This window comes from Azospirillum sp. BE72, from assembly GCF_031455875.1.
Taxonomy (GTDB): domain Bacteria; phylum Pseudomonadota; class Alphaproteobacteria; order Azospirillales; family Azospirillaceae; genus Azospirillum.
In genome coordinates this window covers 81,400-106,415 of the sequence record NZ_JAVDTO010000019.1, presented here as the reverse complement: position 1 = coordinate 106,415, position 25,016 = coordinate 81,400, and the positions used below count along the sequence as shown (strand labels likewise).

Sequence of the window (25,016 nt, the reverse complement as noted above, 5' to 3'; positions counted from 1 at the left end):
CAATGGTACTGCGTCTTAAGACGTGGGAGAGTAGGTCGCCGCCAGGTCACTCAGGCTCAAGAGACGCTAAACACCGAAGCACAAACGCTGGCATCGTCACGACATCCATCACCCCATATGACAGACATCCGCGGGGTGGAGCAGCCCGGTAGCTCGTCAGGCTCATAACCTGAAGGCCGCAGGTTCAAATCCTGCCCCCGCAACCACCATTACCGAACGTATCTGTTCCCGAAGGCCGGACGCTCCCGCAGCGCCGGCCTTCAGTGCGTTTGCGCCCAGCCCAAGGCTGAGCAGCGCCACCAAGTCGCCCTCAAGCTCAATCTCGACACCTCGGGAGTCGGCAGTGCCGGCGCGCTTCGATCGTAAGCGTCCGCCGAGCTACGCGGCTTCGGCGTTTCCGGTGCTTTCAGCGACCTTGGTCCAGTTCCAGGGCAGCAGTTCGTCGATGCGGGTGAACTTGTGATCGGTGATGCGGGCGATCAGGTCGCGCAGGTATGAACCGTGCCGGGTTTGTCGGAGGCCATTCGGTTGATGGTGTGGACGACCGCTGCCCACCGGCCTGAACTGGCCATAAAGTGGTCGGTGTCGAACGCCACGTCAGGGAGGGCCGTCCACATGAGCATTGTCACTGTCGGTCTGGATCTTGCCAAACAGGTCTTTCAGGTCCATGGGGGCGACGAAACCGGCCGAGTGGGTGTTCGCCGTCAGCTCCGGCGCGATGCCGTTGAGAGCTTTTTCCGGGATCTGCCTGCTTGGTCGGCATGGAGGCGTGCGGCACGGCGCATCATTGGGCACGAAGGATCCTGGCGTTCGGCCATCGTGTCCGCCTGATCCCGCCGGCTCGGGTCAAGGCCTATGTGGCGCACGGCAAGAAGAACGACGCGACCGATGCTGCCGCCATCGCCGAAGCTGTGACACGGCCGGACATGGCCTTCGTTCCGGTCAAGGGTGAGGAGCAGCAGGCGGTCTTGATGTTGCACCGGACACGCGATCTGCTTGTGCGTCAGCGGACCATGCTGATTAACGGCCTTCGCGGACATCTGGCTGAGTTCGGCATCGTTGCCGCCCAGGGACGGCGAAAGGCTTCAGCGCTGATCGCCGGACTGGATGACCAGGATTTCCCGGAACCGGCGCGTGCCGCCTTGCAGGAATTGGCCGGGCAAATCGAGACATGTGACCAGCGGATCGCCGTGATCGAGCAGCAGATTGTTCGATGGCATCAGAACAACGAGGCAAGCCGGCGGCTGGCCACGATCCCCGGCATCGGACCGATCACGGCATCGGTTCTCTCGGCCACCGTCACGGACCCGACGGCCTTCAAGAGTGGCCGGCATCTGGCGGCATGGCTAGGCTTGGTGCCCCGGCAGAATTCCAGCGGCGGCAAGCAGCGGCTCGGCAAGATCGCAAAGACCGGCGACAGGTCCATCCGCCGCCTGCTGGTCATCGGCGCCACCTGCATTATCCGTCATGCTCGCACCAAGGCTCCGGGCGACGCGGATTGGGTGAAGAACCTGCTGGATCGAAAGCCGGCCCGGTTGGTCACCGTGGCCTTGGCCAACAAAATGGCGCGCATCGCCTGGGCTGTTCTGGCCCGAGGAGAGGTGTACCGCAAGACCTCCTCCGTCCCGGCAACGACCTGACCGAACAGGGTTCAGAAAGTTACCAGGACGAGGATGTGCGAGGGTGACGAGAGACGTGATGGCAATACGGTTTGAGCCGAGAATCGGGAAAACCCGGGTGACTCAATGCGTGCGAAACGCGCTTGGTTGATAGGAACCTGATCCGCGGATTTCATCATGGCCCGCGGTCCTACGTGCCGCATCATTCGAGGCCGGACACATGACCGCACCTGACCATATTGCTGAACACGCCACTTTTCCCTTGCGCCGCAGCGGTCGTCCACACATGATAACTGTTTCGTCATGAGGACCCTAGTTTCTCAACAAGTGGGGCCTTCGACAATCCCGGCGCGGTTCACAAACGGCTCAGGCAGCGGCTTGGATGAAAGAGTTGGCGAAGGCACGCCAACTCCGCTCCCCGCATATGAACGCCCGCCCCCTCTCGGCACAGGCACGTGCAGCCGCCCTGTCGGCATATACGTGTTCCAACTGTTCGATCACCTCCTCCACAGCGGATTCGCCCCAGCCCCGCCGCGCACCGGTGGGATCGACCACCGGAGTCTGGTCGCGGAGCGGCAGGCAATTGCCTTCACGGATCAGGTCGAGATGGCCGGTGTTGGCCGACAAAATCACCGGCACACCGCAGGCCATCGCCTCCATCGCGACAAGGTTGGTGGCGCCCTCGCAGCGGTTGGGGAAAACGGCTGCGTGACAATCGGCCATGATCGCCGCGATCCGATGCCTCGGGATGAAGCCCATGTCGACGAAGCCCTCCGGCGGCATGCCATGCGCCATCGCCCATTCCACGATTCGAAGCTTTCCGTTGTCGCCGATCATCGGGGGCATCGGCGTCAACGGGGATTCGGCAATCGTTCCGGAAGTGTGCGGCCAGTGATTGTGCCAAGCGGTGACCAGCAGCGCCTCGGGATGGCGTTCGTGGAAACGGCGGAAGGCGGCCAGCACGATGTCCTGTCCCTTCCGGAACTCCAGCTTGCCCCCGGAGAAGATGACGAAGCGGTCGCCGAACCGGCCGGTGGGAGGCAGAGGGGTGAGTTCACCCGGATCTATGCCCTGGAAAGCGCAGCCGACCTCAGAGAGTCCTTGCTCCAGAAGCAAATCCCGGTTGTAGGTCGAATGCACCACGAGCTTGTCATAACTGCGCGCGCGCCCCAGTGTTGCGGTGTCGAACCGGCTGTCCTCGAAGGCGATCACGCCGACATTGCGGCTGCCGCGGAAGCGCGCGGATGTCGGCCCCTCGTTGAAGCCGTTGGCCAGCGCGTGCAGCAGCGTCCAGCCCTTGATGACCACCACAGAATCCCGGACCTGATCGGCGATGGCGCTGATGCGCTCATGCCCGGCAAGCAGGGGCGTCATTCTTTCCCGGTTCTCCGGCCGCAGCGTGGCCAGCAGCGGCCGGTCCAGCAAAAGCGGCGGGCGGCCGTGGTCCAGCAGGTAAAGCGCCGTGTGCACCCCAACCAGACCCCAGCCATGGATTTCCGAAAGCTGCCAGGTCAAAGCAATGTTCTGTTCCACCCACAGCCTTTCGACGCGCAGCGCAAATGCCGGTTGACCTTCCCGCCGGGGACTGGTGCTATGCAGCAGGAAGTGCCGGCATCCGGCCGGCCCGTTATTTTGCGCCGGCCCACCTCGACCTTCAAGGCATGACCGTCAAGATCGCATTCATCGACCCGACGAAGGGCGATTACACCCCCGAGACGCCGCGTCATCAGCCGCTTGGCGGATCTCAGTCGGCGCTCTGCTACCTTGCGGAATTGCTGGCCGCCGCCGGCCATTCGATCACCGTGGTCAACGGGACCCATGCGGCCGTGATCGTGCGCGGCGTGCGCTGTCTCCCCATCGCGTCGATGACCCTTGAGGATTTGTGCGACTTTCACGTCGTGGTCGTCCTGAATGGGTGCGATCGGGAGTTTCTGCTGCGCCTGCGCGCCAAGCTGGGCGGCGAGCGCAAACTGATCCTCTGGACACAGCACGCCGCCGACCAGCCTGCAGTTGCTGATCTGGCCGAAGCCGACCTGCGCGGCTGCCTGGACGGCATCGCCTTCGTCAGCCGATGGCAGATGGATGGGTACCTGAAGGCCTTCCATCTCGATCCGGCGCGCTGCCGGGTGATGCGCAACGGGATCGCGCCGGCCTTTGCCGGCCTGTTCGGGCCGGACGAGGACATCCTGGCGGCGAAGCCCCGGCCGCCGGTGCTGGCCTACACCAGCACGCCGTTCCGCGGCCTCGACGTGCTGCTCGACAGCTTCCCGCTGATCCGGGCGGCGATTCCGGGAACCCGGCTGCGCGTCTGTTCGAGCCTGGAGGGCTATCAGGTCTCCGTCGAGCAGGATCCCTTCACCGCTCTGTATCAGCGCTGTCGCGAGACCGAAGGGGTGGAGTATCTCGGCGGCCTCGGCCAGGTGGAGTTGGCCGGGGTGATGCGGGAGGCGACCTGCCTTGCCTATCTCAACCGCTTCGCCGAGACCTCCTGCATCGCCGTGCTGGAGGCGCTGGCTGCCGGCTGCCTCGTGGTGTCGAGCCAACTGGGAGCCCTGCCGGAAAGTGGGGCCGGGTTCGCGCGTCTCATTCCCGTGCCGGAAAGCCCGCAGGAGCATGCGCGGCGCTATGCCGAGGCGGCGGTCGCCGCCCTGAGCGAGCTGCGGAACGATCCCGATGCCGGCCGACGGCTCCGCGCCCAGGTCGACCATGCGAACACCGGGACGACCTGGAGGGCGCGGGCACAAGGCTGGATCGATTGGTTCAAGGAATTGCTGCCGCCCGTTTCTCTGCCGCCAATTCCTCAGCCACCGGTTCCGGTCGGGGCCGCCACGGCGATCACCGCCAAGATCGTCTCCGCCCAACAACAGATCATGGAGGCGTTGGGCATCCATCTGAATTCCGGGGGCGACCGCCGGCTGGCCGACCCGGCTTGGCGGGCGGAGGCGCGTGGGATGATCGAGCTGGTGGAGCGCTCGCTCCACCTCGATCACAACGACGAGGAGGCGCGCACCGGCGTCTGGTCGGCTCTGCGGGGCTATGACGCCTGGCTGTCCTACCAGACCGCGCTGCCCGAACTGCCGCCGCCGTCCCCGCTGCCGCCCGGCGGGCGCCGGATTTTCGACTGCTTCCAGTTCTACAACGAACTGGATCTGCTGGAGGTCCGGTTGGCCGAACTCTACCCGGTGGTGGACCGCTTCGTCCTGGTCGAGGCTACCTACACCCATGCCGGCGCGGCCAAGCCGCTGCATTACGCCGACAACCGGGCGCGCTTCGCGGCCTATGCGGACAAGATCGTCCACATCGTGGTCGCCGAGGATCCCGGCGGCTTCGCCTGGAACCGCGAGGCGTACCAGAGGGAGGCGATCCTGCGCGGCCTCGGGGACTGCCGGTCCAGCGACATGATCCTCATCTCCGACGCCGACGAAATCCTGCGCGCCCCGGTCGTCGAGCGGCTGCGTTGGGAGCCGGATGAGGGCGCAGGTATGGGCGCCACTCTCTTCGCTCCCCATCTGGACATCTTCCTCTATTTCCTCGACCTCAAGGCGCCCGACCCCTGGGTTTCCGTGGCGGCCGCCCCCTGGGAGTTGATCCGCCGCATCGGCGCCAACCGCGCCCGCTATCTGGCCAAGCAGGGGATCGGGCGGGTCGTTCCGGATGCCGGCTGGCATTTCACCTGGATGGGGGGCGCCGACCGTTTCCGCGCAAAGCTGGAGGCCTTCGCCCACCGCGAGATGATGGCCGGCTTCGACCGCGATCCGCAGGTCAACCAAGCCCGGCTCGACCGCTTCTACGCCACCGGCCGTTTCGATGACGGCGCGTTGCCCGGCATGTGGACGGGCCTTCACCGTGTGCCTATCGACGGGCGCTATCCCGCGCGCATCCGGGAGACGCTCGCCCGCTTCCGCCATCTCGGCTGGATCACCCCGCAGGCGGAACCCACGCCGGAGGACCTGATCGAGGAAGGCCGGACGCAAGAGAGGGGCGGGGACGGTGCTGGGGCAGAGGCGCTCTGGCGCCGCGCCATTGCCCTGGAGCCAACCGACATCGAAGCCTTCCACGCGCTTTCCGAGGGGCTGCTCGCACGGAACGCAATGGCTGAGGCGCTCCGGCCGCTACGCTGCTGCACCCGGCTGGACCCCGAGGGAAGTTTCCACCTTTTCAAGCTGGCCCACAGTCTGCTTCTGCTCCGCCGGTACGGGGAGGGAGCAACGGTCCTGAGGGAACTGATCCGCCGCGAGCCGGAGGAGCATCGCGCCTACGGCAACCTCGCGGTCGCGCTGAAGAATCTCGGCCTCCACGAGAAGGCGGTGGCGGTCGGCCGCCGTGCGCTGGCGCTGATGCCGGCGGATGCGGGCCTGCTGAGCAACCTGGGGCTCGCTCTGTCGATGCGGGTCGGAGGAGACGAGGCGGCGGCCATCGCCCTGGCGCGCGCCTTGGTCCTGGAGCCGAACCATGCCGAGACGCGGATGAACCGCGCCCTGGTCCTGCGCAGCCTGCATCGGCTGGACGAAGCGGAGGACGCGTGCCGCCGCCTGATCGCGGAGCGCCCCGACGAGGCCGGGGCCCACGCGCTCCTGGCAACCTGCCTGCTGATGCGGGGCGATCTCGCAGCGGGGTTCCGCGAATATGAATGGCGCAGCCGGCTGGCCGATGGGCAGGTGGTGGCGCGCGGCCTGCCGACGCCGCCGTGGAAGGGGGGCGCTCTCGACGGCCGGCGCATCCTTCTGCACGACGAACAGGGGCTCGGCGACGGGATCCAGTTCGCACGCTACGCGCCGCTGCTTGCGCGGCGCGGCGCCCATGTGATCGTGGAGTGCAACGACGCGCTGGTACGGCTCTTCGCCACGTTGCCGGGCGTGGCGAATGTCGTCGGGCGTTCCTCGCCGACGCCGGAGCATGATGGTCATGCGGCCCTGATGAGCCTGCCGCATCTGCTTGGCACGTCCCTCGCTTCGGTCCCGGCGGAGGTGCCTTACCTTGCGGCCGAACCCTCCCTCGTCGGGATGTGGCGCGACCGACTGGGGCCGGCGCAGGCGGGGCTGCGCGTCGGGCTGGTCTGGGCCGGCAACGCGGGCCTTCCCGACGATCCGAAGCGCTCGCCGGGGCTGGAGCCCCTGCTGCCGCTTCTCGACCTTCCCGGCGTCGCCTTCGTCTCCCTTCAGAAGGGCGACGGCCGGGCGGATCTGGAACGGCTGGGCGGTCGGCTTCCCACTGGCTTCCATGACGTCGGCTTCCATGACGTCGGCGACGCGTTGGACGACCTCGCCGATACCGCGGCCGTCGTGGCGCAGCTCGATCTGGTCATCTCCGTGGACAGCGCGGTCGCCCACCTTGCCGGCGCGCTTGGGCGGCCGGTCTGGACCATCCTGCGCGCGGAGTCCGAATGGCGATGGATGCTGGAGCGCACCGACAGTCCTTGGTATCCGACCATGCGGCTGTTCCGGCAGAGGCGGGCGGGGGACTGGAGCGACGTCGTGGCCGCGCTGCGCACCGCGCTTCAGCGGGCGGTCACGGAGTCCGCACGGTGAGGGTGCCCTGCGCGGCGCGCTGCCGGACCTCGTTGTGGAGAGCGGCGCGGACGCTTGCGAAGACGGGCGCCCAGTCCAGTTCCGGCCCCTGGCGGAACAGGCGCATCGACGGGTACCAGGGCGTGCGCTCGCCGGTGAAGCCATAGACCCAATAGGGGACGTGCTGAACGAGGTTCCAGATGGGGGTGCCGAGCGAGCCGGCCAGATGCGCGACGGCGCTGTCGGTCATGATGACCAGATCGAGCCGCTCGATCATCGCCGCGGTGTCGGCGAAATCCTCCAGATGGGGGCCGAGCGGCACCACCAGCCGGCCTGCCGGGCCGAGCGCGTCCAGTTCGGCCTCCTGCGGTCCTTTCTGAAGACTGTAGAGCCGCACAGCCGGGATTTCGGCGAGGCGCAGGAAGGGCGCGAGCTTCGTGGCGCGCCACGCGTTGTCGGCGAAGGTGGACCGACCCGCCCAGACGATGCCCACCCGCAGCGTACCCGGTACGCGCTCCCCCAGCAGCCGGGCCGCTTTCTCCCGAGCCTCCACCGGGATGGTGAGCGGCACCGGCGGAGGCACGGAGGCCAAGGTCGTGCCGAACAGCATCGGCAAGGTCATTTGCGACACCTCGACGTCGCAAGCCGGCGCGGGCGCACCCCACGGCCTCCAGTCGTCGAGGCCGAGGCCGGACAACACCCGTCGCAATTCCGAATGGCATTCGTAGATCACCCGGCCGCCGGCCCTCTTGACCATCGGCAGATAGCGGGCCACCAGCAGGCCGTCGCCGAAGCCCTGCTCGGCCGTCACGAAGATGCTGCGTCCATTCAGGGCCTGCCCGGTCCACGGCGGCGCCGAGGGCGGTCGCGCGAGATATGAGGGAATCTGCCGTCGGGCCTCGTAATCGTCGAAGCCGTGCACATAGTCGCCGATCTGCAGCCGCGTCAGCGCCCGCTCCCACCGCAGGAGCGCCGTCGGCCCGCCGTTCTCGGTGACGGCGAATTCGATCGCCGCCAGGGCTTCCGCATACCGCCCCGCCTTGCGGAGGGCGACCGCGCGGTTGAACAGAACCGTCCGGTCGTGGGGGGCGCGCCGGAAGGCCTCCTCCTGCGCCGCGACCCCCTCGGCAAGGCGTCCGGCGTCGGTCAGCGCGTTGCCGAGATTGGTCCAGATGCCGGCCTGATCGGGTGCGTGTTCCAGCCCGCGACGGTGGCAGGCGATGGCCTCCTCCGGCTTTCCGGCGCGGCGCAGCAACAGGCCCAGGATGCTCCACGCCTCCGCGTCGGACGGATCGGCGTCAAGCGCCGCCTCCGCGGCCTTGCGGAGCCGGTCGTCCTCATCGCGCGCCTCACCGGCGTCAACCGCTTCGATCCGCATACTCAACCGTTTCGCAGGAATAAGGTGCTCAACATCCGTGCAAGCCTCCGTGCCCGAAAATCGAGGACAGCGGTGGTGACGATCATGGCTTGAAGGCCGGGGGGAGCGGGCGCTAAATTCATGTGCGATGGAACCATTTGGGCGGCAAACCCTGCACCATAGCACCCGCCACCACCGGCATGAAGGTCGTAGGCTTTTGCGAGGTGCGACGCGGACGGGTGAGCGTGCGATCACCGTGCAGGCGGTGACCGGCTGATGACGGACGATCCGGGTTCGGTGAAAACGCACCGGCGGACGCTGGCCGAAGATCCGGCGGAAGCAGTTTCCTGGCAGCACCTGGCGGTGGAGTCGTACCGGGCCGGCAAAGGGAGGCATGCCCTGTCGCTTTTCGTCCGTGCCGCCCGGTTGCACGGGGACGGCGCCGTGCTGGAACGGCAGATCGAGGGGGTGATCACCCCCGCCCTCAACCAAGCCCTGACGCTGATGCAGAACGGGCAGGTCGACCAAGCGGCCGCGATCATCGAACCGTTGGCCGAAGTCATCGCCCTGCGTGGCGACTTCGCGCATGTTCTCGGCGTTCTTCGCCTGGTTCAGGGGCGCGACGACGAGGCCGCCCGTTTCCACGCCGCGTCCCGGATGGAGGACAGCGGCCTCGGCGTCGCCCTGGCCGGGATCGCCCGCCACCGGGCCGATTACGATTTCATCGGCACGGTCGTCATTCCCGTCTACCGGATGGAGGACACGATCGAGCGGGCGCTCGACAGTGTCCTGGCGGCGGTCCGCTACCACCGCGCGGCGTCCGGCGACGCAGGAGCGAAGGTCCATGTCTGCGTCGTCGACGACGCCTCCCCCGACGACACCGTGTCACGGGCGCTGCGCTGGGCGCGGGCGCATCCGGAACAGAGCGTCGCGGTCATCGCCAACAACCGGAACCGCGGGGCGGGGCGGACACGCAACGCGGGCGCCGCCGCAGCGCAGGGCCGCTATCTCTGGTTCCTCGATGCCGATGACCATTATCTGGAACGGCACCTGTTCCTGACGATCCAGACCCTGGATGCGGCACCCAACGCCGGCTTCGTCCGCACCGGCATGGTCTTCGACGCGATCGACGCCGACATCACCCAGGATTGGCGGCAGGCATCGGAAAACTGCTATCCCGGCAATCTCTGCGTCCGGCGCGACTGCCACGACCGGATCGGCGGCTTTCCGGAAGAAGCACCGTTTCACCCGGCGGTCGCCGACGATGTGGCCTACAGCCGCGCCTTGCACAGCCGGTTCGGTGGCCTGAAGATCTCCGAGAAGACCGTCCACTACACGATGCGGCCCGGCAATGCGCTGGAGCGGCAACGGGTCGAGATGACCGGCGGCCCGCCGTCGGCGGAGCGCCAGCGGCCGGACAGCCGCTTCCTGGCCATCGAACTGCTGACCCAGCGCCGCCTCTACAGGCTGGCGGCCGACGGGCCACCCAAGCCGCCCTCGCCGCCGACCGACGCCGCCGTCTGGCTGGAGAAGGGGAGGGAACTGATCCGCGGCCAACAGCCGGAGCCTGCCATCGCCGTGCTGGTCCGGGCGGCAGCCCTCGATCCCGCCAATGCGACGGTCTGGTTCGAGTTGGGGCTGGCGGCGAACGGGTTGAACCGCGATGCCCTGGCCCTCCGCGGGTTCCAGGCGGTGGCGAGCCTTCATCCGGATGCGGGAGCGGCGCGCTTCAACCTTGCCTCCCTGCGGTTCGAGCAGGGCGCCCTCGATGCGGCCGCCCGCCACCTGTGGGAGGCGCTGGCGCTCCGGCCCGAGCATGCCGGTTCCCTGTTCCTGTTGGGGCGCACCGAACGGCGGCGGGGACAGGCGGCCATTGCGCAGGGAATTCTCAGGCGGGCCGCGCGGGTCGAACCGGAGCTGGGAGAGATCCGGGCGGAGCGGGCCGAGGCGGCCCTTGCCCACGGCCATGCGGTCGAGGCGATGGAGCATGCCCTACATGCACTGGCGCTCGCGCCTGCCCTGTTCGACGGCCACACCGCGCTTGCCGGCGCCTTGGAGGCGCTCGGCCGGCCGGATGCGGCGCTGCCGGTCTGGGAGCGGGCGATCCGCTGCAATCCCGGCCGGGGAGAGGCCTTTACCGGGCGTGCCGTCAATCGGCTCATCCGGCGGTTCGGACCGCCGCCCGTGCCGGCGCCGCGGGCGGAGACGGGGCGCCGGCTCGTCTCCACATCGCTCGGCTGGCATGGTCGGTTCGGCAACCAGCTTTTGCAGTACGGGGTCCTGCGTCTGTATGCCGCGCAGCATGGCCTTACCCTGGAAGTGCCGCACTGGCCGGGGCGCCATCTCTATGGGCTTGACGATCCGCTGCCCGGCCCCGCCTTGCCCCGCCTGCCGGAGCGTGAGGTCGAGGCCAGCGTCATGGCATCGCTCGGCGGCGTAAGGCGCGTCGCGGGAGGCGAGGTGCTGGCCGACCGCGACGTCACCGCTTACTTCTGCGGCGACACCGGCTTTCTGGCACCGCATCGGGATGCCTTCCGCGGCTTCTTCACGCCGGGACCACACATCAGGCCCTGGACGGACGCGCTGACCGCCCGCCTGCGCGCAGCCGGCCGTACGGTGGTGGCCTTGCACATCCGGCGCGGTGACTTCGGCTGGGGTCCATTCTGGATGGCGCCGGAAAGCTGGTACCTGCACTGGTTGGATGCGGTCTGGCCCGGCCTGGACCAGCCGGTCCTCTACGTCGCGACGGACGACCCGCGCTGCCTCTCCTCCTTCGCCGCCTACCGGCCGCTTGCCGCCAAGGATCTGGCGGAGCCGATCCCCGGGGCGGAGTTCCTCACCGATTTCCATGTCCTGTGCGAGGCCGATCTTGTGGCGGTGTCCAACAGCAGCTTCTCCTTCGTGGCGACCATGCTGAACCGGCGGGCCCGAAGCGTCGTCCGTCCCGACAAGTCCCGGCAGGCGCTGCTTCCCTATGACCCCTGGTCCAGCCCGGTCCTGCTGTGATGATGGACGCCAGACACCCCGCCGCCTTGCTGCAAACCGGTATGGCCCACCATGCCGCCGGCCGTGCGGCGGAGGCGGAAATCGCATACCGGGCGGTGCTGGCCGCCGATCCAGGCCATCCCGGCGCCCTGCATCTGCTGGGGGTGCTGGCGCTTCATCATGGACAGCCGGCGGTCGCGGCGCAGCTCATCGGGGACTCCATCCGGCAGAACCCCGGCAATCCCGCCAGCTTTTCCGGTCTAGCCGGCGCCTTGCTTCAGCTTGGCCAACTCGGCAAGGCACGGGCAAGCGCACGCTTGGCGTTGGCACTGGACCCCGGATCCCTCGACGGCCTCGCCAACCTCGCCGACATCCTGTCCGAGCGGGGGGAGAATGGTGCCGCAGCGGACACGCTCGGTCGCCTGCTGGTGCTCAGCCCGTGGTCGACGGAACCGAGGCTGAAACGCGCCCATGCGCTCCTCCACGCCGGCCGGAACGAGGATGCGGTGGAGACGTTGCTGACCCTGCTCGGCATGACGCCCCTGTCGGTGGCGGGATACACCAATCTGGGCGTTGCGCTGCGCCGGCTCGGGCGGGTGGAGGAGGCGATGGCCGCCTACCGCAGCGCGCTGGGCTTCTCTTCCGGGGAGCCGGGAACCCTCAACAACCTCGGCATCACCTTTCAGGACCTGGGCCGCTACGAGGAGGCCGCCGCCTGTTTTCGCCTCTCCATCGCTATGCAGCCGGACGGCGCCCACGCCCATCTCAACCTCGGCCTCGTCGCGCGCGACGAGATGCGGGTGGACGAGTCCATCCGTCTGGCGCGCCGCGCCGCCGCGCTGGAGCCGGCCCTGGCCGAGGCGCACACCGCCCTGGGCCACGGACTCCTGATCAAGGGGGAGTACCGCGAGGGCTTCGCGGAATATGAATGGCGGTCCCGCATGGCGGATTTCCCCTCGCCCCGCCGCGACTTCGCTTCGCCGGTCTGGGACGGTTCTCCTCTCGCGGGCCGCACCGTGCTTGTTCATGACGAGCAGGGGGTGGGGGACACCATCATGTTCGCGCGCTACGCCGCGCTGCTCCAGACGCAGGGTGCGCGGGTCTTCCTGGACTGCAACGGACAGCTCGTCCGGCTGCTCTCGTCGATGCCCGGAATTGCCGGCGTCATTCCCCGCTACGATCCCGTGCCGCCGCACGATTTCCATGTGGCGCTGGCGAGCCTGCCCCATATGCTGCGCGCCACCCTCTACACCATTCCCGCGCCGCTCGCCTATCTGCGGGCGGAACCGGCCTTGGTGGAGAGCTGGCGCGCGCGGCTCGGTCCACGGCGCGGCCTCCGCATCGGGCTGGTCTGGGCCGGCAACCCCGAGTTCAAGGGCGACCGGCTACGCTCCCCCGGTCTCGCGGCCTTCCGGCCCCTGCTCGATCTGCCGGGGGTTTCGGTTTACGGCCTTCAGAAAGGAGCCGGGCGGCGCGATCTGGATCTGTGCGGGCCGCTGCCGGCGAGTTTCGTCGATCTCGGCGCGGACATCGCCGACTTTGCCGACACGGCGGCAATCATGGAGACCATGGATCTCGTCGTCACGTCCTGCACCGGGCCGGCCCATCTCGCCGGGGCGCTCGGCCGGCCGGTCTGGACCGTGCTGCCCTTCGCGCCGGACTGGCGGTGGCTGGAGCACGGCGTCTGCACCCCCTGGTATCCGACCATGCGCCTGTTCCGGCAGGAGAGGCGCGGCGATTGGACCACGATCGTGGCGCGGCTGTGCAGGATGCTGGAAAGCACCGTCTGACCCACGCTTGTTTTACCGCTGAACCGAGCGGGCATCCGGCTCCACCGTGAAGGCCTCCGGCGGCAGTCCGGCCGCGTGGCGGTCCCACATGATCCGGTAGGCAGTTTCGAGATGCCGCGTGAAGCGCGGGCTGTCGAACAAGGGTGCGGTGGCGCGCCCGGTCTCAAGCCGGCGGCGGTAGGCGGCGAGCGTCGCCGGCTCTTCGGCCAGCCGCACCGCGCGTTCCTCATACTCCGCGAAGGAGTGGGTGACCGTCTCCGGCAGGCCGGCCGCGTGCAGCAGGCTGGCTGCGACGCTAGAGGCGAAGGTCTCGCCCCGCATGGTGAGGACGGGCAACCCCATCCATAGGGCGTCGGAGGTGGTGGTGTGGCCGGTGTATGGGAAGCTGTCGAGCGCCAGATCGCCAAGCCGATAGCGGGCGAGATGCCCGGCCAGCGGACGGGGGGCGGCGAAGACCAGCCGTGCCGGTTCGACGCCATGGCGCGCCGCCTCCATCCGCAGGTTGGCGGTGGCGTCGCTTCCCGCGTCCAGCAGCCAGAGCGTGCTGCCCGGCACGCGGCGCAGGATGCGCATCCACAGGGCGAACAGGGCAGGGGTGATCTTGAAGGTGGCGTGGAAGGCGCAGAAGACCACGCCTTCGGCGGGTAGGCCGCAGGCCGCGCGCGTCGACACGGCGGCGTTCGGCACGGCGGCGTCGGCCGGCCGGCGGCGGTCGTTGACCTGATAACTGTCGGGCATCCGCACCAGCCGCTCGCGGTAGAAGGGCTGGTGCTCCGGCGGCGTGACGATGCGGTCGCCGATGGCATAGTCCAGCAAGTCCGCTCCCAGGGTTCCCGGATAGCCCAGATAGGCGACCTGGATGGGCGCCAGGCGCCGCGCCAGCAGCGTCAGACGGGCGTTCTGGGTATAGCCCTTCAGGTCCACAAGGATGTGGATGTTGTCCTCGGCGCACAGCGCCGCGACCGCGTCGGGATCGGCGTGCCGCAGGTCGCGGAAGCGGTCGAAGCCGGCCTCCAGCCGCCGTCGTATCGGGCTTCCATCGTCCTCGCCGTAGGAATAGCCGAAGACGGTGAAGCGGCTCCGGTCATGCAGTTCGAAGAGTTCGGCCGTCAGGTGGGCGGTGGCGTGCTCGTGGAAGTCGGCGGAGAGATAGGCGACGTTCAGCCGCCCTCCCGGCAGAACGGGACGCCGCATGGCCGGAGCCGGTGGGACCGGTCCGACGACCGACCGGTGGAAATTGCGGGCCGCGCGGTCCTGCTGCGCCGGGCTGGTCCCGATGAGCAGGCTCAGCAGCGGCAGCACAATTCCCTCGTCGCGGTCGATGACCTCCAGCAGCCGGCGGCAGGTCTCCCCGTGAGTCCGCCAGTCGCAGATGGACAGGCTCGCGAACAGGCGGTCGCAGAGGGATTCAGTCCGTTCGGGGGCAAGCCGATGGGCGTGGTCGTAGCCTTCGGCGGCCTTTGCCATCCGCTTCGCCGCGCGCAGGCTGTGCGCCGTCTCTCGCCAAGCCTCCACCGAGTCCGGCTGGAGTGCCAGCGCCCTTCCGTGGGCGTCCAGCGCCTCTTCGCCGCGCTGTTCGTCCCGGAGCAGGGTGCCGAGCCGGGTGAAGAGCAGGGCGTCCGGCTGAAGGCGGAGCGCGCGCCGGATCAGGACCGAGGCGAGGCGGGGGCGGGCAGCGCGTTCCAGCAGGGCGAGATTGCTGAAGGCATCCGCGAGGTCCGGCTGCAAGGCGATGGCGATGGCGAAGTGCCGCCGCGATTGCTCCAGCCGCCCGAGCGAAAAATCCACCACTCCCAGCAGGAAGGCCGCCGCCGGCTGGTCGGCCGAAGTGGCGAGGATCGCGCGGCACAGCATGCCGCTCTCCTCCGGCTTTCCCTGCTGGTAGAGGGCGAAAGCCCGGCCCAGCGCCTCTTCCGGGCTGGAGGCCGGCACCCCGTGGCTGAGCGGGCGCGTGACCGTGCCGCCGTCGGGTGTGGAGAGGGTGCGGGGGTCCTGCTTGCGGGGCAGGGGGTAGCCCGCCAGATGCAGGATGCCGAGCGGTGCGTGGGGAAGCTCCGGCTCCAGCAGCAGCCGGCCGTCTGCGGAACTGAAGGGTGTGGCCCGGAAGCAGAGCCAGTTGCAGCGCGCCGGCAACTGGCTGAACGGCAGCCCGCCGGTGCGCAGGGCGAGGTTCAGCGCGACCTGTTCGCTGACGAAGAGCACGGTCCGGCGAAGGGAATCCGCCAGCAGGCGCGCCCAGAGCGCCCAGTGCGGCGCGTCGCGGCGCGCGGCGAAGACCCCGCAGTTCAGCAGCGGATAGGCGAAGAGCCGGCGCGCCGTGTCCTCGTCGAAGCAGGCCTTGTACCAGTCATGGAGGTGATTGGCGTAGGGCGCGCCGTCGTAGAAGGGCGTGTAGGCGCGGTCGAGTTCCGGCACGATGGCGAAGCCGGTCGCCGCCGCGCCCGCCAGCAGCAGTTCGATGGCCGACCAATCCTGCACCCAGCAGTCGGCGTCCAGCCACAGGATGGTGGCGGCGTCGGGAACATGGCGCGGGAGATGCGGGCGCGACACCATCGCCTTGAAATACTCCGGCATCGGCCGGTCGAAGGGATGGTCCCAGCCGGGGAGCACCAGCCGGGCGCCTTCGCCGGTCAGCCAGCGCCGTTGCTCCGTCCCAAGTCCGAGATCGAGAACCGAGATGGGAACCCCGGCCCCTTGTGGAAAGGCGCGGATCGAGCGGATCAGCCCCTGGAGCAGCGGGAAATAAGCGCCGTCGCCGGCCGTCGCAATCGCGAAGGGATGCACCGATCAACTCCCGGCCGGCGTTCCTCTCCCGCGGCGGGGGAGGGGCAGCAGAAGAGCGAATTGTCTGAAGCGGGAACCGGCGGTGCGTTCCATTCGTTCCCTCTTTCATCGAACAGGGCATCGACCCTGCATCATCGACCGGGTCTTGGCAATCCCGCGGGCATCTTGCCACGCTGATGTGTTCCACCCCATGTTCCCCCCGTTCCAGGATTCACGGCCCTGGGTTCAGGCCGCCTGGGTTCAGGCCTGTGTGTTCAAGCTCGTCCGAGGTCCCGGTATGTCCATTCGCCCGCGTGAGACTTGCCGGGTCTGCGGTTCGCCGGTCCTGCTGCCGGTCATCGATCTCGGCCCGCAGGTCCTGCAGGGTGCCTTCGCCAAGCCAGGGCGGCCGGCACCGGCCGAGGTGACGCTTCCCATGCGGCTCGTTCGCTGCGGCGCCGACCGCGACCCGGCGGCTTGCGGGCTGCTGCAGACCGCCGCCAGCGTGCCGCCCGAGTTGCTGTACCGGACCTATTGGTACCGGTCGGGCCTCAACGCGACGATGCGCGATCATCTGCGCGGCATTGCCGAGCAGGCCGGGGCGCTGGCGGGGCGGCCGGCGCCGGCGGTGCTCGACATCGGCTGCAACGACGGCACCCTGCTCTTCTCCTATCCCGCCGCGTCGCTGCGGGTCGGGGTCGATCCGTCCGACATCGCCGCCGGGCTTGACGGCGACATCACCGTCGTCAACGCCTTCTTCCCCTCCGACGCCGCCCTGACGGAACTCGCCGGCACCCGGTTCGACATCGTGACTTCCATCGCCATGTTCTACGACATCGAGGACCCTTGCGGGGCGGCGGCGGCGATCTCCCGGCTGCTCGCTCCGGACGGGGTGTGGGTGCTGGAGCTGTCCTATCTGCCGCTCATGCTGCTGCGGAACGCCTTCGACACGGTTTGCCACGAACATCTGGAGTATTACAGCCTCGCCGTGCTGGAGAGCGTCGCCCGGCGGGCCGGGCTACGGATCTTCCGGGCGGAGGTCAACGGGATGAACGGCGGCAGCATCCGCTGCTTCGTCTGCCACGCCGCGAACGGCCGGTTGGGCACGGCGGAGGACCGGGCGTTCCTGGGGGCGTTGCGGCGGCGGGAGGCGGCGATGGGGCTGGCGACGGACCGTCCCTACCATGCCTTCCAAGCGCGGGCGGAAGCCCTGCGGGAGGAGGTGGTCGGCCATCTGCGCGCCGTCCGGGACGCGGGTGGGCGCGTGCATGTCTATGGCGCCTCCACCAAGGGCAACGTGCTTCTGCAATGGTGCGGCATCGGCCGGGAACTCGTCGAGTGCGCCGCCGACCGCAACCCCGACAAGGTCGGCGCCGTCACGCCGGGCACCGGCATCCCGATCGTCTCGGAAGCGGCGTCCCGCGCGCTCAGGCCCGACCTCTACCTCGTCCTGCCCTGGCATTTCCGTCGCGAATTCCTGGAACGCGAACGCGCGATGGTGATGGGCGGAACCAAGCTGCTGTTTCCGCTGCCCAAAGTCGAGGTGGTGGAGGCGGGGAACTTCGAACAGGCTCTGGCCCGTCTGGATTGCATGGAGGCGCTGTTGCTGGGAAACGACTGGGGCGGGGCGGTGGCTCACCGCGGCCCTGATTCCCAAGGCTTTGGGTGAGCCAGAACCTCGTCCAGCAGCCTGCCGAGCGCGTCGGTGTCGATCCGCACGGGAATGTCCAGCCTGGCGAGCAGGTCGTCGGGCCGGCCGGTGGGATCGTCGGTGAACCGGCCGGCCAGATGATGGAAACGGCCGAGCAGCGGGATCTGCACGCCCATCTGCGGGTTCCAGCGGGAGTCGGGATGGAAGAAGTCCGGGTTGCAGAGATGCACCCAGCGCCCGCCCGGCGGCAGGAAAACCTGGTTGGCGGTGGCCGCCCCGACCGGGGCCACCACCATTTCCGCCTCCGCCATCAGCTCGATCGTTTCCAGCACGCCGAGCCGTTCCGGCTGCACCGTTTCGAAGCCCCGGGCTTCAAGCAGGGCCGCGATCTCGGCGTCGTTGGCGATGCGGTGCTTGGGCGCCGAGCCGCGCCGCGACAGGTAGAGGCGCCGCGTCGGAGGCCCGTCGCTGCGCCTGTGCGGCAGCAGCCGGTTCCGCAGCCAGCGATAGGCAACAGGATAGGGAATGGCCGACGGCACCGCCGCCCGGCTCAGACGGTAGAGAACCTGTGCGCTGTCCGGACCCGCCAGATCCCGCGCGTCGATGACCTGTTCGGCGGGCAGGCCGGCGAGTTGCAGCATTTCCCGATGGTAGGGACGTAGGTCGAAGAGAAGGACCGGCAGGGGGCGTGTCTCGGCCGCGCGCTCCCGCACCATCAGCCTTGGCAGCACCTCCACGAGGAAATGCCAGTAATTGGGGGTGGAGGGGAGGAAGAGCACCGGCTGATCGATCGTCACCGTCGGGTAGAGCGGGCGGGGCAGGCGGAAGGCGCCCGCCGTGGCGCCGGGCGTCACGGCGACCAGAGGCACCCGTGACCCGTACACGACCGTGTCGGCCACCTCCCGCAGCAGGAAACGCCGGCCGGCCAGCAGATGGCTTTCGTAGTTGTCCTTGACGTAAAAGCCCTGGACGACCTCGATCTCCGCATCGAGCGCCACGCCCACTGCTTCCCGCGCGAGCGCGGGCAGCCGGTCGATTTGGGGGCGCAGCCAGTCGGGGCTCGCCGATGCCAGTGTCTCGTCGGGCTCCTGGGCCGGGGCTACCCAGGTCTCATGGCGGAAGCCGGCGGCGGCGCACCAGGCCGGGAAGGGCAGCAGGGTCAGAGGGAAGCGATCGATGTCCAGGGGCGGGACTTCGGGGAAGTCGAGTGTGTCCTTGATCGCCAGTAGCTCCATGGCCAGGGCCGGGCGCTCGACGAGCAGCGCCACCCGCACCAGCCGTTCCAGCAGGTCGCGCAGGGCTTCGGTGAGTGCGGGCGCTTCCCGCACAAGGGAGAGCGCTCGTTCGCAGAACCTCTCGGCACCCTCCGGATCTCCGCCGCCGAATGCGCGAACGGCGGCGCGCTCGCAGAAGGCGGCATAGACCTCCCGCAGGGGAAGGAAGCCGGGTGCCCGCGCCACGCCCTGCCGCAACCACGCGACCGCTTCCGGCTCGTCACCGCTCTGGCCGTAAAGCAGGGCCAGCGCGAGGTGGCTCGCTCCGTCCTCCGGCCGCAGGGCCACGGCGCGCCGGTGGTGGCGGCAGGCCGCCGCCGGCCGGCCGGCGGACTGCTCCAGGATGGCGAGGTTGCGGTGAGCGTCGAAGAAACCGGGGTCCAGCGCCGCCGTGGCGATGAAGTGCGCGCGCGCCGCTTCCAGGCGGCCCTGCCCGAAGGCGATGGTGCCCAACAGGCAGCGGGTCTCCGCCTGCTCCGGCCGGACGCGCAGGATCGAGCGGCAGAGATCGGCCGCCTCCTCGGCACGGCCGGCCTGAAGGAGCGCGAGCGCCCGGTCCAGGGCTTCGGCCAGCGTGAAGGCGCCTTGCGGCGGAACGGCTTCCATCCGACAATGGTTAGCATTCGACGCCGGCCCGCCGACAGGGCTTTTCCGGATGGTGCTTTTTTCGGTGACGTCCATGAGGGGGACAGTCGTGGACGACGATTTCTTTCTCCGAACATTCAGTCGGGGGGTGTCAAGCGTCCAGGAATCCAAGCTGCCGGATGCGGTGGCGCACTTCCGAACCGCCGCCGCTCTGCATCCCGAGCATCCGGTGGTCTGGTTCCTGCTGGGAGTGACCCTGCGCACGACGGGCCGCGCGGAAGAGGCCGCGGCGGCGCTGCACGCGGCACTCCGCCTGCGGCCCGAGCATCCCGACACGCTCTTCCATCTCGCTTCCGCCCAACTGGACCTGTTGCGGCCGGATCTGGCTTTGCCGGCCCTGCGGCGCCTGATCGCCCTGCAGCCCGACCGGATGGGCGCGGCCTTCGCGCTGGGCAGCGTGCTGATGGCGCTCGATGCCCCTGAACAGGCGGAGCGCGCCTTCCGGCTGGCGGCGCTGCTGCAGCCCGATGGCGCGGCCGTGAACAACAATCTCGGGGCGGCGATCATGGCGCAACGGCGGCCGGGCGCCGCCATCGGGCATTTCCGGCGCGCCATCCGGATCGACCCATCCCGGCCCGAGCATCGCAAGAATCTCGGCATTGCCCAGCTCATGCGCGGCGAGCTGGAGGAGGGCTTTCGCGAGTATGAATGGCGCATGGGCCAAGCGGTCTGGCAATGGAACCAGAGCTTTCCCGGCAAGCCGGTCTGGGACGGCGGTCCGCTCGCCGGCCGAACCATCCTGGTCCATTACGAACAGGGGCTGGGCGACAGCGTGCAATTCGTCCGCTATCTCCCGCTGCTCAAGGCCATGGGTGCGCGAACCGTCTTCGAGTGCCAGCCGGTGCTGAAGCGGCTCCTCGCCACCGCCCCCGGCATCGACGCGCTGGTGGCGCGGGGGGAAGCCTTGCCGGATTTCGATTGCTGCCTGTCCCTGATGAGCCTCCCGTACCGCTGCCGCACCGGGGTGGATACGATCCCCCGGGGCATTCCCTATCTGCGGACCGATCCGGAGCGGGCGGCCTTCTGGCATGAGCGGGTCCTTGGGCAAGCACGGGCGGGCGAACTCCGCGTCGGCATCCAGTGGCGCGCCGACGGCGGCAACCGCTCCATCCCGCTGGAGTGTTTCGATGCCCTGTCGCGGGTTCCCGGCGCGCGGCTCTTCAGCCTGCAGCAGGTCACCGGGCTGGACGAGCTGGAGCGGCTGGGCAAGCGGTTCGGGATCATCGACCCGCCGGGCCGGCGGGCCGGGGCGGAAGGGTTCCTCGACACCGCCGCGCTCGCTGAGTGCATGGATCTCGTGGTTGCCTGCGATTCCGTGGTCGGGCATGTTGCCGGGGCGCTGGGCAGGCCGGTCTTCCTGGCGCTGCCCTGGCTGGGCGACTGGCGCTGGATGAAGCATCCCGACCGCACGCCCTGGTATCCGGCGCACCGGCTGTTCCGCATGGCGCGTCGCAACGACTGGCACGGGGTCATGGCGCGGGTGGCCGAAGCCGTTGCGGAAGAGGTTCAACGTGCCCGATCTTGATCCCGCCATCGCGCTCTACGAGGCCGGCCGCCCGGCGGAGGCCGCCGTTGCGTGCCTTGCCCTTCTGGAGGCGGGATCGCGTGACGCCGACATTCTCACCCTGCTGGGAGCGGCACTCATCTCGACCGGCAACGGCGACGCGGCGGTGGGAGCGCTGGAGGAGGCGTTGCGGATCGCCCCAACCCATGTTGCGGCTCGGAGCAATCTGGCCCACTTGCGGCAGCAGCGGCGCGACTGGGCGGCGGCGGAAAGACATCTCGGCGTGCTCGCCTTGCTGGACCCGTCCTTCCGGGCCCTCCAGGACCGGATCGGCACCGTTCGGCAGGAGCGGGGCGATCTGGATGGGGCGCTCCGTGCCCTGACGCGGGCGGTCCGTATCGATCCGCGTTCCGGGCTGGCGTGGTTCAACCTCGCCTCGGTGCGCATGCTGGCCGGGCTGTTCAAGGAGGCCATCGCCGGATTTCGCCACGCCATCGCCGAGGACCCCGCCGGTGCCCTCGCCCATGTCCAACTCGGCGAGATGCTGCTGCGCCTGGGGGAGGTCGAGGCGGCGTCGGAGGTCTTCCGGCGGGGCCTGAGGCTCGATCCGGCCGCTGCGAATGCGGGGAACGGGCTGGCCCGCTGCGGACGCTACCGCGCCATGATGGCCGCCACCGGCGCGCGAGCCGGCGGCGTGGCGATACGCGGGCCCTACGAGAGCGTCACGGGGTACGGCTATTTCTGCCAGCGCCTCATCCGGGCGTTGCGGGCAAGGCAGGTGCCGCTGGAGGCAATCGGGATCATGGGGACGGAATCCTGGCCGGGCGGCGCGCTCGACCGGCCTATTCCGGCACGGGCGGTGGTCAACTGCCTCATCCCGCTGGCGGTGGAGCGGGTGCCGGGCCGCGCCACCGTGACCTTTTCCATGTTCGAGGGGACGCGCATTCCGCCGGCCTGGCGGCGGATGAGCGAGTTCAGCGACCTGATCGTCGTTCCGACCGAATCCTCGCGCCTCGCCTGGGCGGAGCAGGGCTTCCCCGAGGACCGTCTGCGCGTCTGTCCGCTCGGCGTCGATCCGGTGGCGGCGGGGAACGTCCCGGTCCTGGTTGCTCCCGGCGGTCGACTGGTGTCGAGCTACCGGCATCGCTTCCTCAACGTCTCGGATTTCAACCCGCGCAAGAACATCGACGGGCTGCTGCGGGTCTGGATGCGCGCCACCGCGTCCACGGACGATGCCGTGCTGATCCTGAAGCTTGGCCGCACTCTCGGGCCGGCGGCGCGGGCGGAACTCGGCGCGCTGGTGCAGGGGGCGGAACGGGCGGTGGGCCGGCGGCTGGCGGATGCCGCGCCGGTGATGGTGGTCGACCGGCTGCTCACCGACGAGGAGATGACGGGGCTCCACCGCGCCGCCACCCATTACTGGAGCCTGTCGCATGGGGAGGGCTGGGACCTGCCCATGGCCACGGCCGGGGCCATGGGGTTGGGGCTGATCGCGCCCGCCCACTCCGCCTATCTCGCCTATCTCGACGAGGAAAGCGCGCGCCTCATCCCCTCGTCCGTCGCACCCGCCCGCGTGCCGGGGCAGGAGGGCTTCCATCCGCCCTTCCACGGGCTCGACTGGTGGGTGCCGGACGAGGCCGCCGCCGCCGCCATCCTGGCGGGCATCATCCGGGGCGGGGATCGCCTGCCGTCCGCCCGCGACCGTCTGGCCGGGCGCTTCACCTGGGATCGGTCGGCCGACCGGCTGCTGGCCATCCTCGACGAGGCGGGGCTGCGCTGATGGGAATGGAGGAGGCCTTCGCCGCCGCGTTGGCGGAGCATGAGGCCGGGCGGTTCGCGGTGGCGGAGGCCGGCTACCGCGCCGTGCTCGCACGGGAACCCGGTCATCCTCAGGCCAACAACAACCTCGCCGTCCTGCTGCGCCGGGCGCAGCGCTGGGAGGAGGCCGCCGTTTGCCTCCACATGGCCGTGGCGGGCTGGCCGGAGGACGCGGGCGTGCGGAGCAATCTCGCCTGCACGCTCGGCGACCAGGGGCGCGTCGTCGAGGCGCTCGCCGCAATGCGCGTCGCGCTCGCGCTCAGCCCGGAGGCTCCCGGTTCCTGGTTCAACGCCGGAAACCTGCTCAAATCGGCGCAGAACCGCGAGGGCGCCAAGTTGGCCTACCGGAGGGCGATCCGCCTGAATCCGGACATGGGCGAGGCGCTGAGCAATCTCGGCGACTGTCAGCGCGAAGACGGGGCACTGACGCAGGCGGTGGAAAGCTATCTGGCGGCGATCCGGGCGCGGCCGGATCTGCCGCAGCCCTTCGTCAACCTGGGCGAGGCGCTGAAGGAGCAGGGGCGCATTTCGGAGGCGATCGGCATTCTCCAGAAGGGGCTGGAGCATCACCCGGATATGGCGCTGATGCGCTCCAACCTGCTGCTGACCCTGCATTACTCGCCCTGGATTCCGCCCGAAGTCATCGCCCGCGCGCACAGGCATTGGAGCGAACGTCACGCGCGGCCGCTCTTCGATGGCACGAAGCGCTTCGCCAACGACCGCGATCCGGACCGGCGCCTGCGTGTCGGCTATGTGTCTCCGGACTTCTGCCATCATGCCTGCGCCCATTTCATCGAACCGCTGCTGCGCGAGCATGATCGTGGCACGGTGGAGGTTCTCTGCTATGCCACCGCGCGGCGGCGCGACGACATGACCTTGCGGATGGAGGCCCTGGCTGCCGGCTGGCGCTCGCTGTCCGATCTCGACGACGCAGCCGCGGCGGCGCTGATCGAGCGGGACGGTGTCGACATCCTGGTCGATCTGGCCGGCCATACGGCGGGCGGGCGGCCCCTGCTGCTCGCGCGGCGGCCGGCGCCGGTGCAGGTCACGTGGCTCGGCTATCCCGACACGACCGGCATGCCGGTGGTGGACTGGCGGCTGACCGACGCCATCGCGGACCCGCCGGGCGGAACCGCCGGCCGGCACGCCGAGCGGCTGGTCCGGCTGCCGCGCGGTTTCCTCGCCTTCCAGCCTCCCGCCGGCGCCGGACCGGTCGCGGACCCGCCGGCGCTCGCCAACGGCTTCGTCACCTTCGGCTCCTTCAACAGCTTGGCCAAGGTGACGCCGGAGGTGGTGCGGGTATGGTCCGCCCTGCTGGCGCGGGTGCCGTCGGCCCGGTTGTTGTTGAAAAGCCGGGGCTTCGAGGACGTCGCGGTGCGGAGTGCCGTCCTTCACGACTTCGTCCGCCGGGGCGTGCGGCCCGAGCGGATCGAACTCCTGGCGCCGATGGAGTCCGTCGCCGATCACCTGCGGACCTACGACCGGCTGGACGTGGCGCTCGACCCCTTTCCCTACAACGGCACGACCACGACCTGCGAGGCCTTGTGGATGGGGGTTCCGGTGGTCACGCTCGCCGGCCGGCATCATGTGGCGCGGGTGGGCGCAAGTCTGCTGGCCCGGTGCGGACTGGAGGAATTGGTCCGGGAGGATGAAGCCGGCTATGTCGAGGCGGCGGCGGCGCTGGCCGGCGACCTCGCGCGGCTCTGCGGGCTGCGTCGGAACATGCGGGCGCGGCTGAAGGGCTCGGCGCTTCTCGATCACCGCGGCTTCGCGCGGTCGGTGGAAGAGGCTTACCGCGCCATGTGGCGCGATTGGACGTCGGACGGTCGTCCTTAAACGCGCCGTCATGCGCTGCCGCGCCGTCGTACAACCAGGAATCGCCGATCGGGTCGTAGCCCAACCTAGTCCGAAAGCCGCTGCGCTCTCGGAAGCCGCTGCGCTCTCGGGCAACCATACCCGCGCCGTGCGGGCGAGGTTGAAAATTCCACCAAACCCTCAATAAGAGGGGCGCAATCACATAAATTTTTTATCGGAAGTCAATCTTGAAGTTCTGAGGTTAATTATTTGTTAATCAATACTAACAACTTCTTGATGGATGTTTTT

Annotated in this window: 12 protein-coding genes, 1 tRNA gene and 1 pseudogene; 9 read left to right on the top strand and 5 right to left on the bottom strand. The window is 69.1% G+C overall.

All coding sequences use genetic code 11. The features are described 5' to 3' along the window. Window positions 1-129: 129 nt before the first annotated feature. A tRNA-Met gene (locus tag J2Y49_RS28540) sits at window positions 130-206 on the top strand. A gap of 172 nt (window positions 207-378) precedes the next feature. On the opposite strand, the gene J2Y49_RS28535 is transcribed toward J2Y49_RS28540, so the two are convergent. Continuing rightward, window positions 379-555, bottom strand: a complete 177-nt coding sequence (locus J2Y49_RS28535) for a transposase domain-containing protein (protein WP_310118837.1) — start codon at window positions 553-555, stop codon at window positions 379-381. 60 nt (window positions 556-615) lie between these two features. Here J2Y49_RS28535 and J2Y49_RS28530 point away from each other — a divergent pair. After that, window positions 616-1,640, top strand: a pseudogene (locus J2Y49_RS28530) (IS110 family transposase). Window positions 1,641-1,985: 345 nt separating this feature from the next. Here the strand turns inward: J2Y49_RS28530 and J2Y49_RS28525 are convergent. Further along, window positions 1,986-3,044: a glycosyltransferase family 4 protein gene (locus J2Y49_RS28525; RefSeq protein WP_310118833.1), complete on the bottom strand. Its 1,059-nt coding sequence runs from the start codon at window positions 3,042-3,044 to the stop codon at window positions 1,986-1,988. Between the two features lie 236 nt (window positions 3,045-3,280). On the opposite strand from J2Y49_RS28525, the gene J2Y49_RS28520 reads away from it, so the two are divergent. Next, window positions 3,281-7,147, top strand: coding sequence for a glycosyltransferase (locus J2Y49_RS28520; protein ID WP_310118832.1), 3,867 nt, complete (start codon window positions 3,281-3,283; stop codon window positions 7,145-7,147). Here J2Y49_RS28520 and J2Y49_RS28515 read toward each other — a convergent pair. Then, window positions 7,128-8,504 (bottom strand): tetratricopeptide repeat protein, encoded by a 1,377-nt coding sequence (locus J2Y49_RS28515; RefSeq protein ID WP_310118830.1) that lies wholly within the window; start codon window positions 8,502-8,504, stop codon window positions 7,128-7,130. The two genes, J2Y49_RS28520 and J2Y49_RS28515, sit on opposite strands and share 20 nt — an antisense overlap. Window positions 8,505-8,759: 255 nt before the next feature. Here J2Y49_RS28515 and J2Y49_RS28510 point away from each other — a divergent pair, with 255 nt between their 5' ends. Beyond that, window positions 8,760-11,489, top strand: a complete 2,730-nt coding sequence (locus J2Y49_RS28510; protein WP_310118828.1) for a glycosyltransferase — start codon at window positions 8,760-8,762, stop codon at window positions 11,487-11,489. Then, window positions 11,489-13,258 (top strand): tetratricopeptide repeat protein, encoded by a 1,770-nt coding sequence (locus tag J2Y49_RS28505; RefSeq protein ID WP_310118826.1) that lies wholly within the window; start codon window positions 11,489-11,491, stop codon window positions 13,256-13,258. Before J2Y49_RS28510 ends, J2Y49_RS28505 begins: the two co-directional genes overlap by 1 nt. Before the next feature lie 12 nt (window positions 13,259-13,270). On the opposite strand, the gene J2Y49_RS28500 is transcribed toward J2Y49_RS28505, so the two are convergent. Then, complete coding sequence (locus tag J2Y49_RS28500) at window positions 13,271-16,042, bottom strand: hypothetical protein (protein ID WP_310118825.1); 2,772 nt, start codon at window positions 16,040-16,042, stop codon at window positions 13,271-13,273. Window positions 16,043-16,319: 277 nt separating this feature from the next. Between J2Y49_RS28500 and J2Y49_RS28495 the strand changes: the two genes are divergently transcribed. After that, window positions 16,320-17,690: a class I SAM-dependent methyltransferase gene (locus tag J2Y49_RS28495; protein ID WP_310118823.1), complete on the top strand. Its 1,371-nt coding sequence runs from the start codon at window positions 16,320-16,322 to the stop codon at window positions 17,688-17,690. Here J2Y49_RS28495 and J2Y49_RS28490 read toward each other — a convergent pair. After that, the gene (locus J2Y49_RS28490) at window positions 17,657-19,552 is read right to left on the bottom strand and encodes a glycosyltransferase 61 family protein (protein WP_310118821.1); all 1,896 of its coding nucleotides are present in this window, start codon (window positions 19,550-19,552) and stop codon (window positions 17,657-17,659) included. The two genes, J2Y49_RS28495 and J2Y49_RS28490, sit on opposite strands and share 34 nt — an antisense overlap. Window positions 19,553-19,715: 163 nt before the next feature. On the opposite strand from J2Y49_RS28490, the gene J2Y49_RS28485 reads away from it, so the two are divergent. From J2Y49_RS28485 to J2Y49_RS28475, 3 genes are read left to right on the top strand one after another with little or no spacing between them, the layout of a single operon-like run. Continuing rightward, window positions 19,716-21,116, top strand: a complete 1,401-nt coding sequence (locus J2Y49_RS28485; protein WP_409017927.1) for a tetratricopeptide repeat protein — start codon at window positions 19,716-19,718, stop codon at window positions 21,114-21,116. Next, on the top strand, window positions 21,103-22,875 hold the full coding sequence (locus tag J2Y49_RS28480; protein WP_310118818.1) for a tetratricopeptide repeat-containing glycosyltransferase family protein: 1,773 nt from the start codon (window positions 21,103-21,105) through the stop codon (window positions 22,873-22,875). Before J2Y49_RS28485 ends, J2Y49_RS28480 begins: the two co-directional genes overlap by 14 nt. Beyond that, window positions 22,875-24,749 (top strand): tetratricopeptide repeat protein, encoded by a 1,875-nt coding sequence (locus J2Y49_RS28475; RefSeq protein WP_310118816.1) that lies wholly within the window; start codon window positions 22,875-22,877, stop codon window positions 24,747-24,749. Before J2Y49_RS28480 ends, J2Y49_RS28475 begins: the two co-directional genes overlap by 1 nt. The last annotated feature ends 267 nt before the right edge of the window (window positions 24,750-25,016 follow it).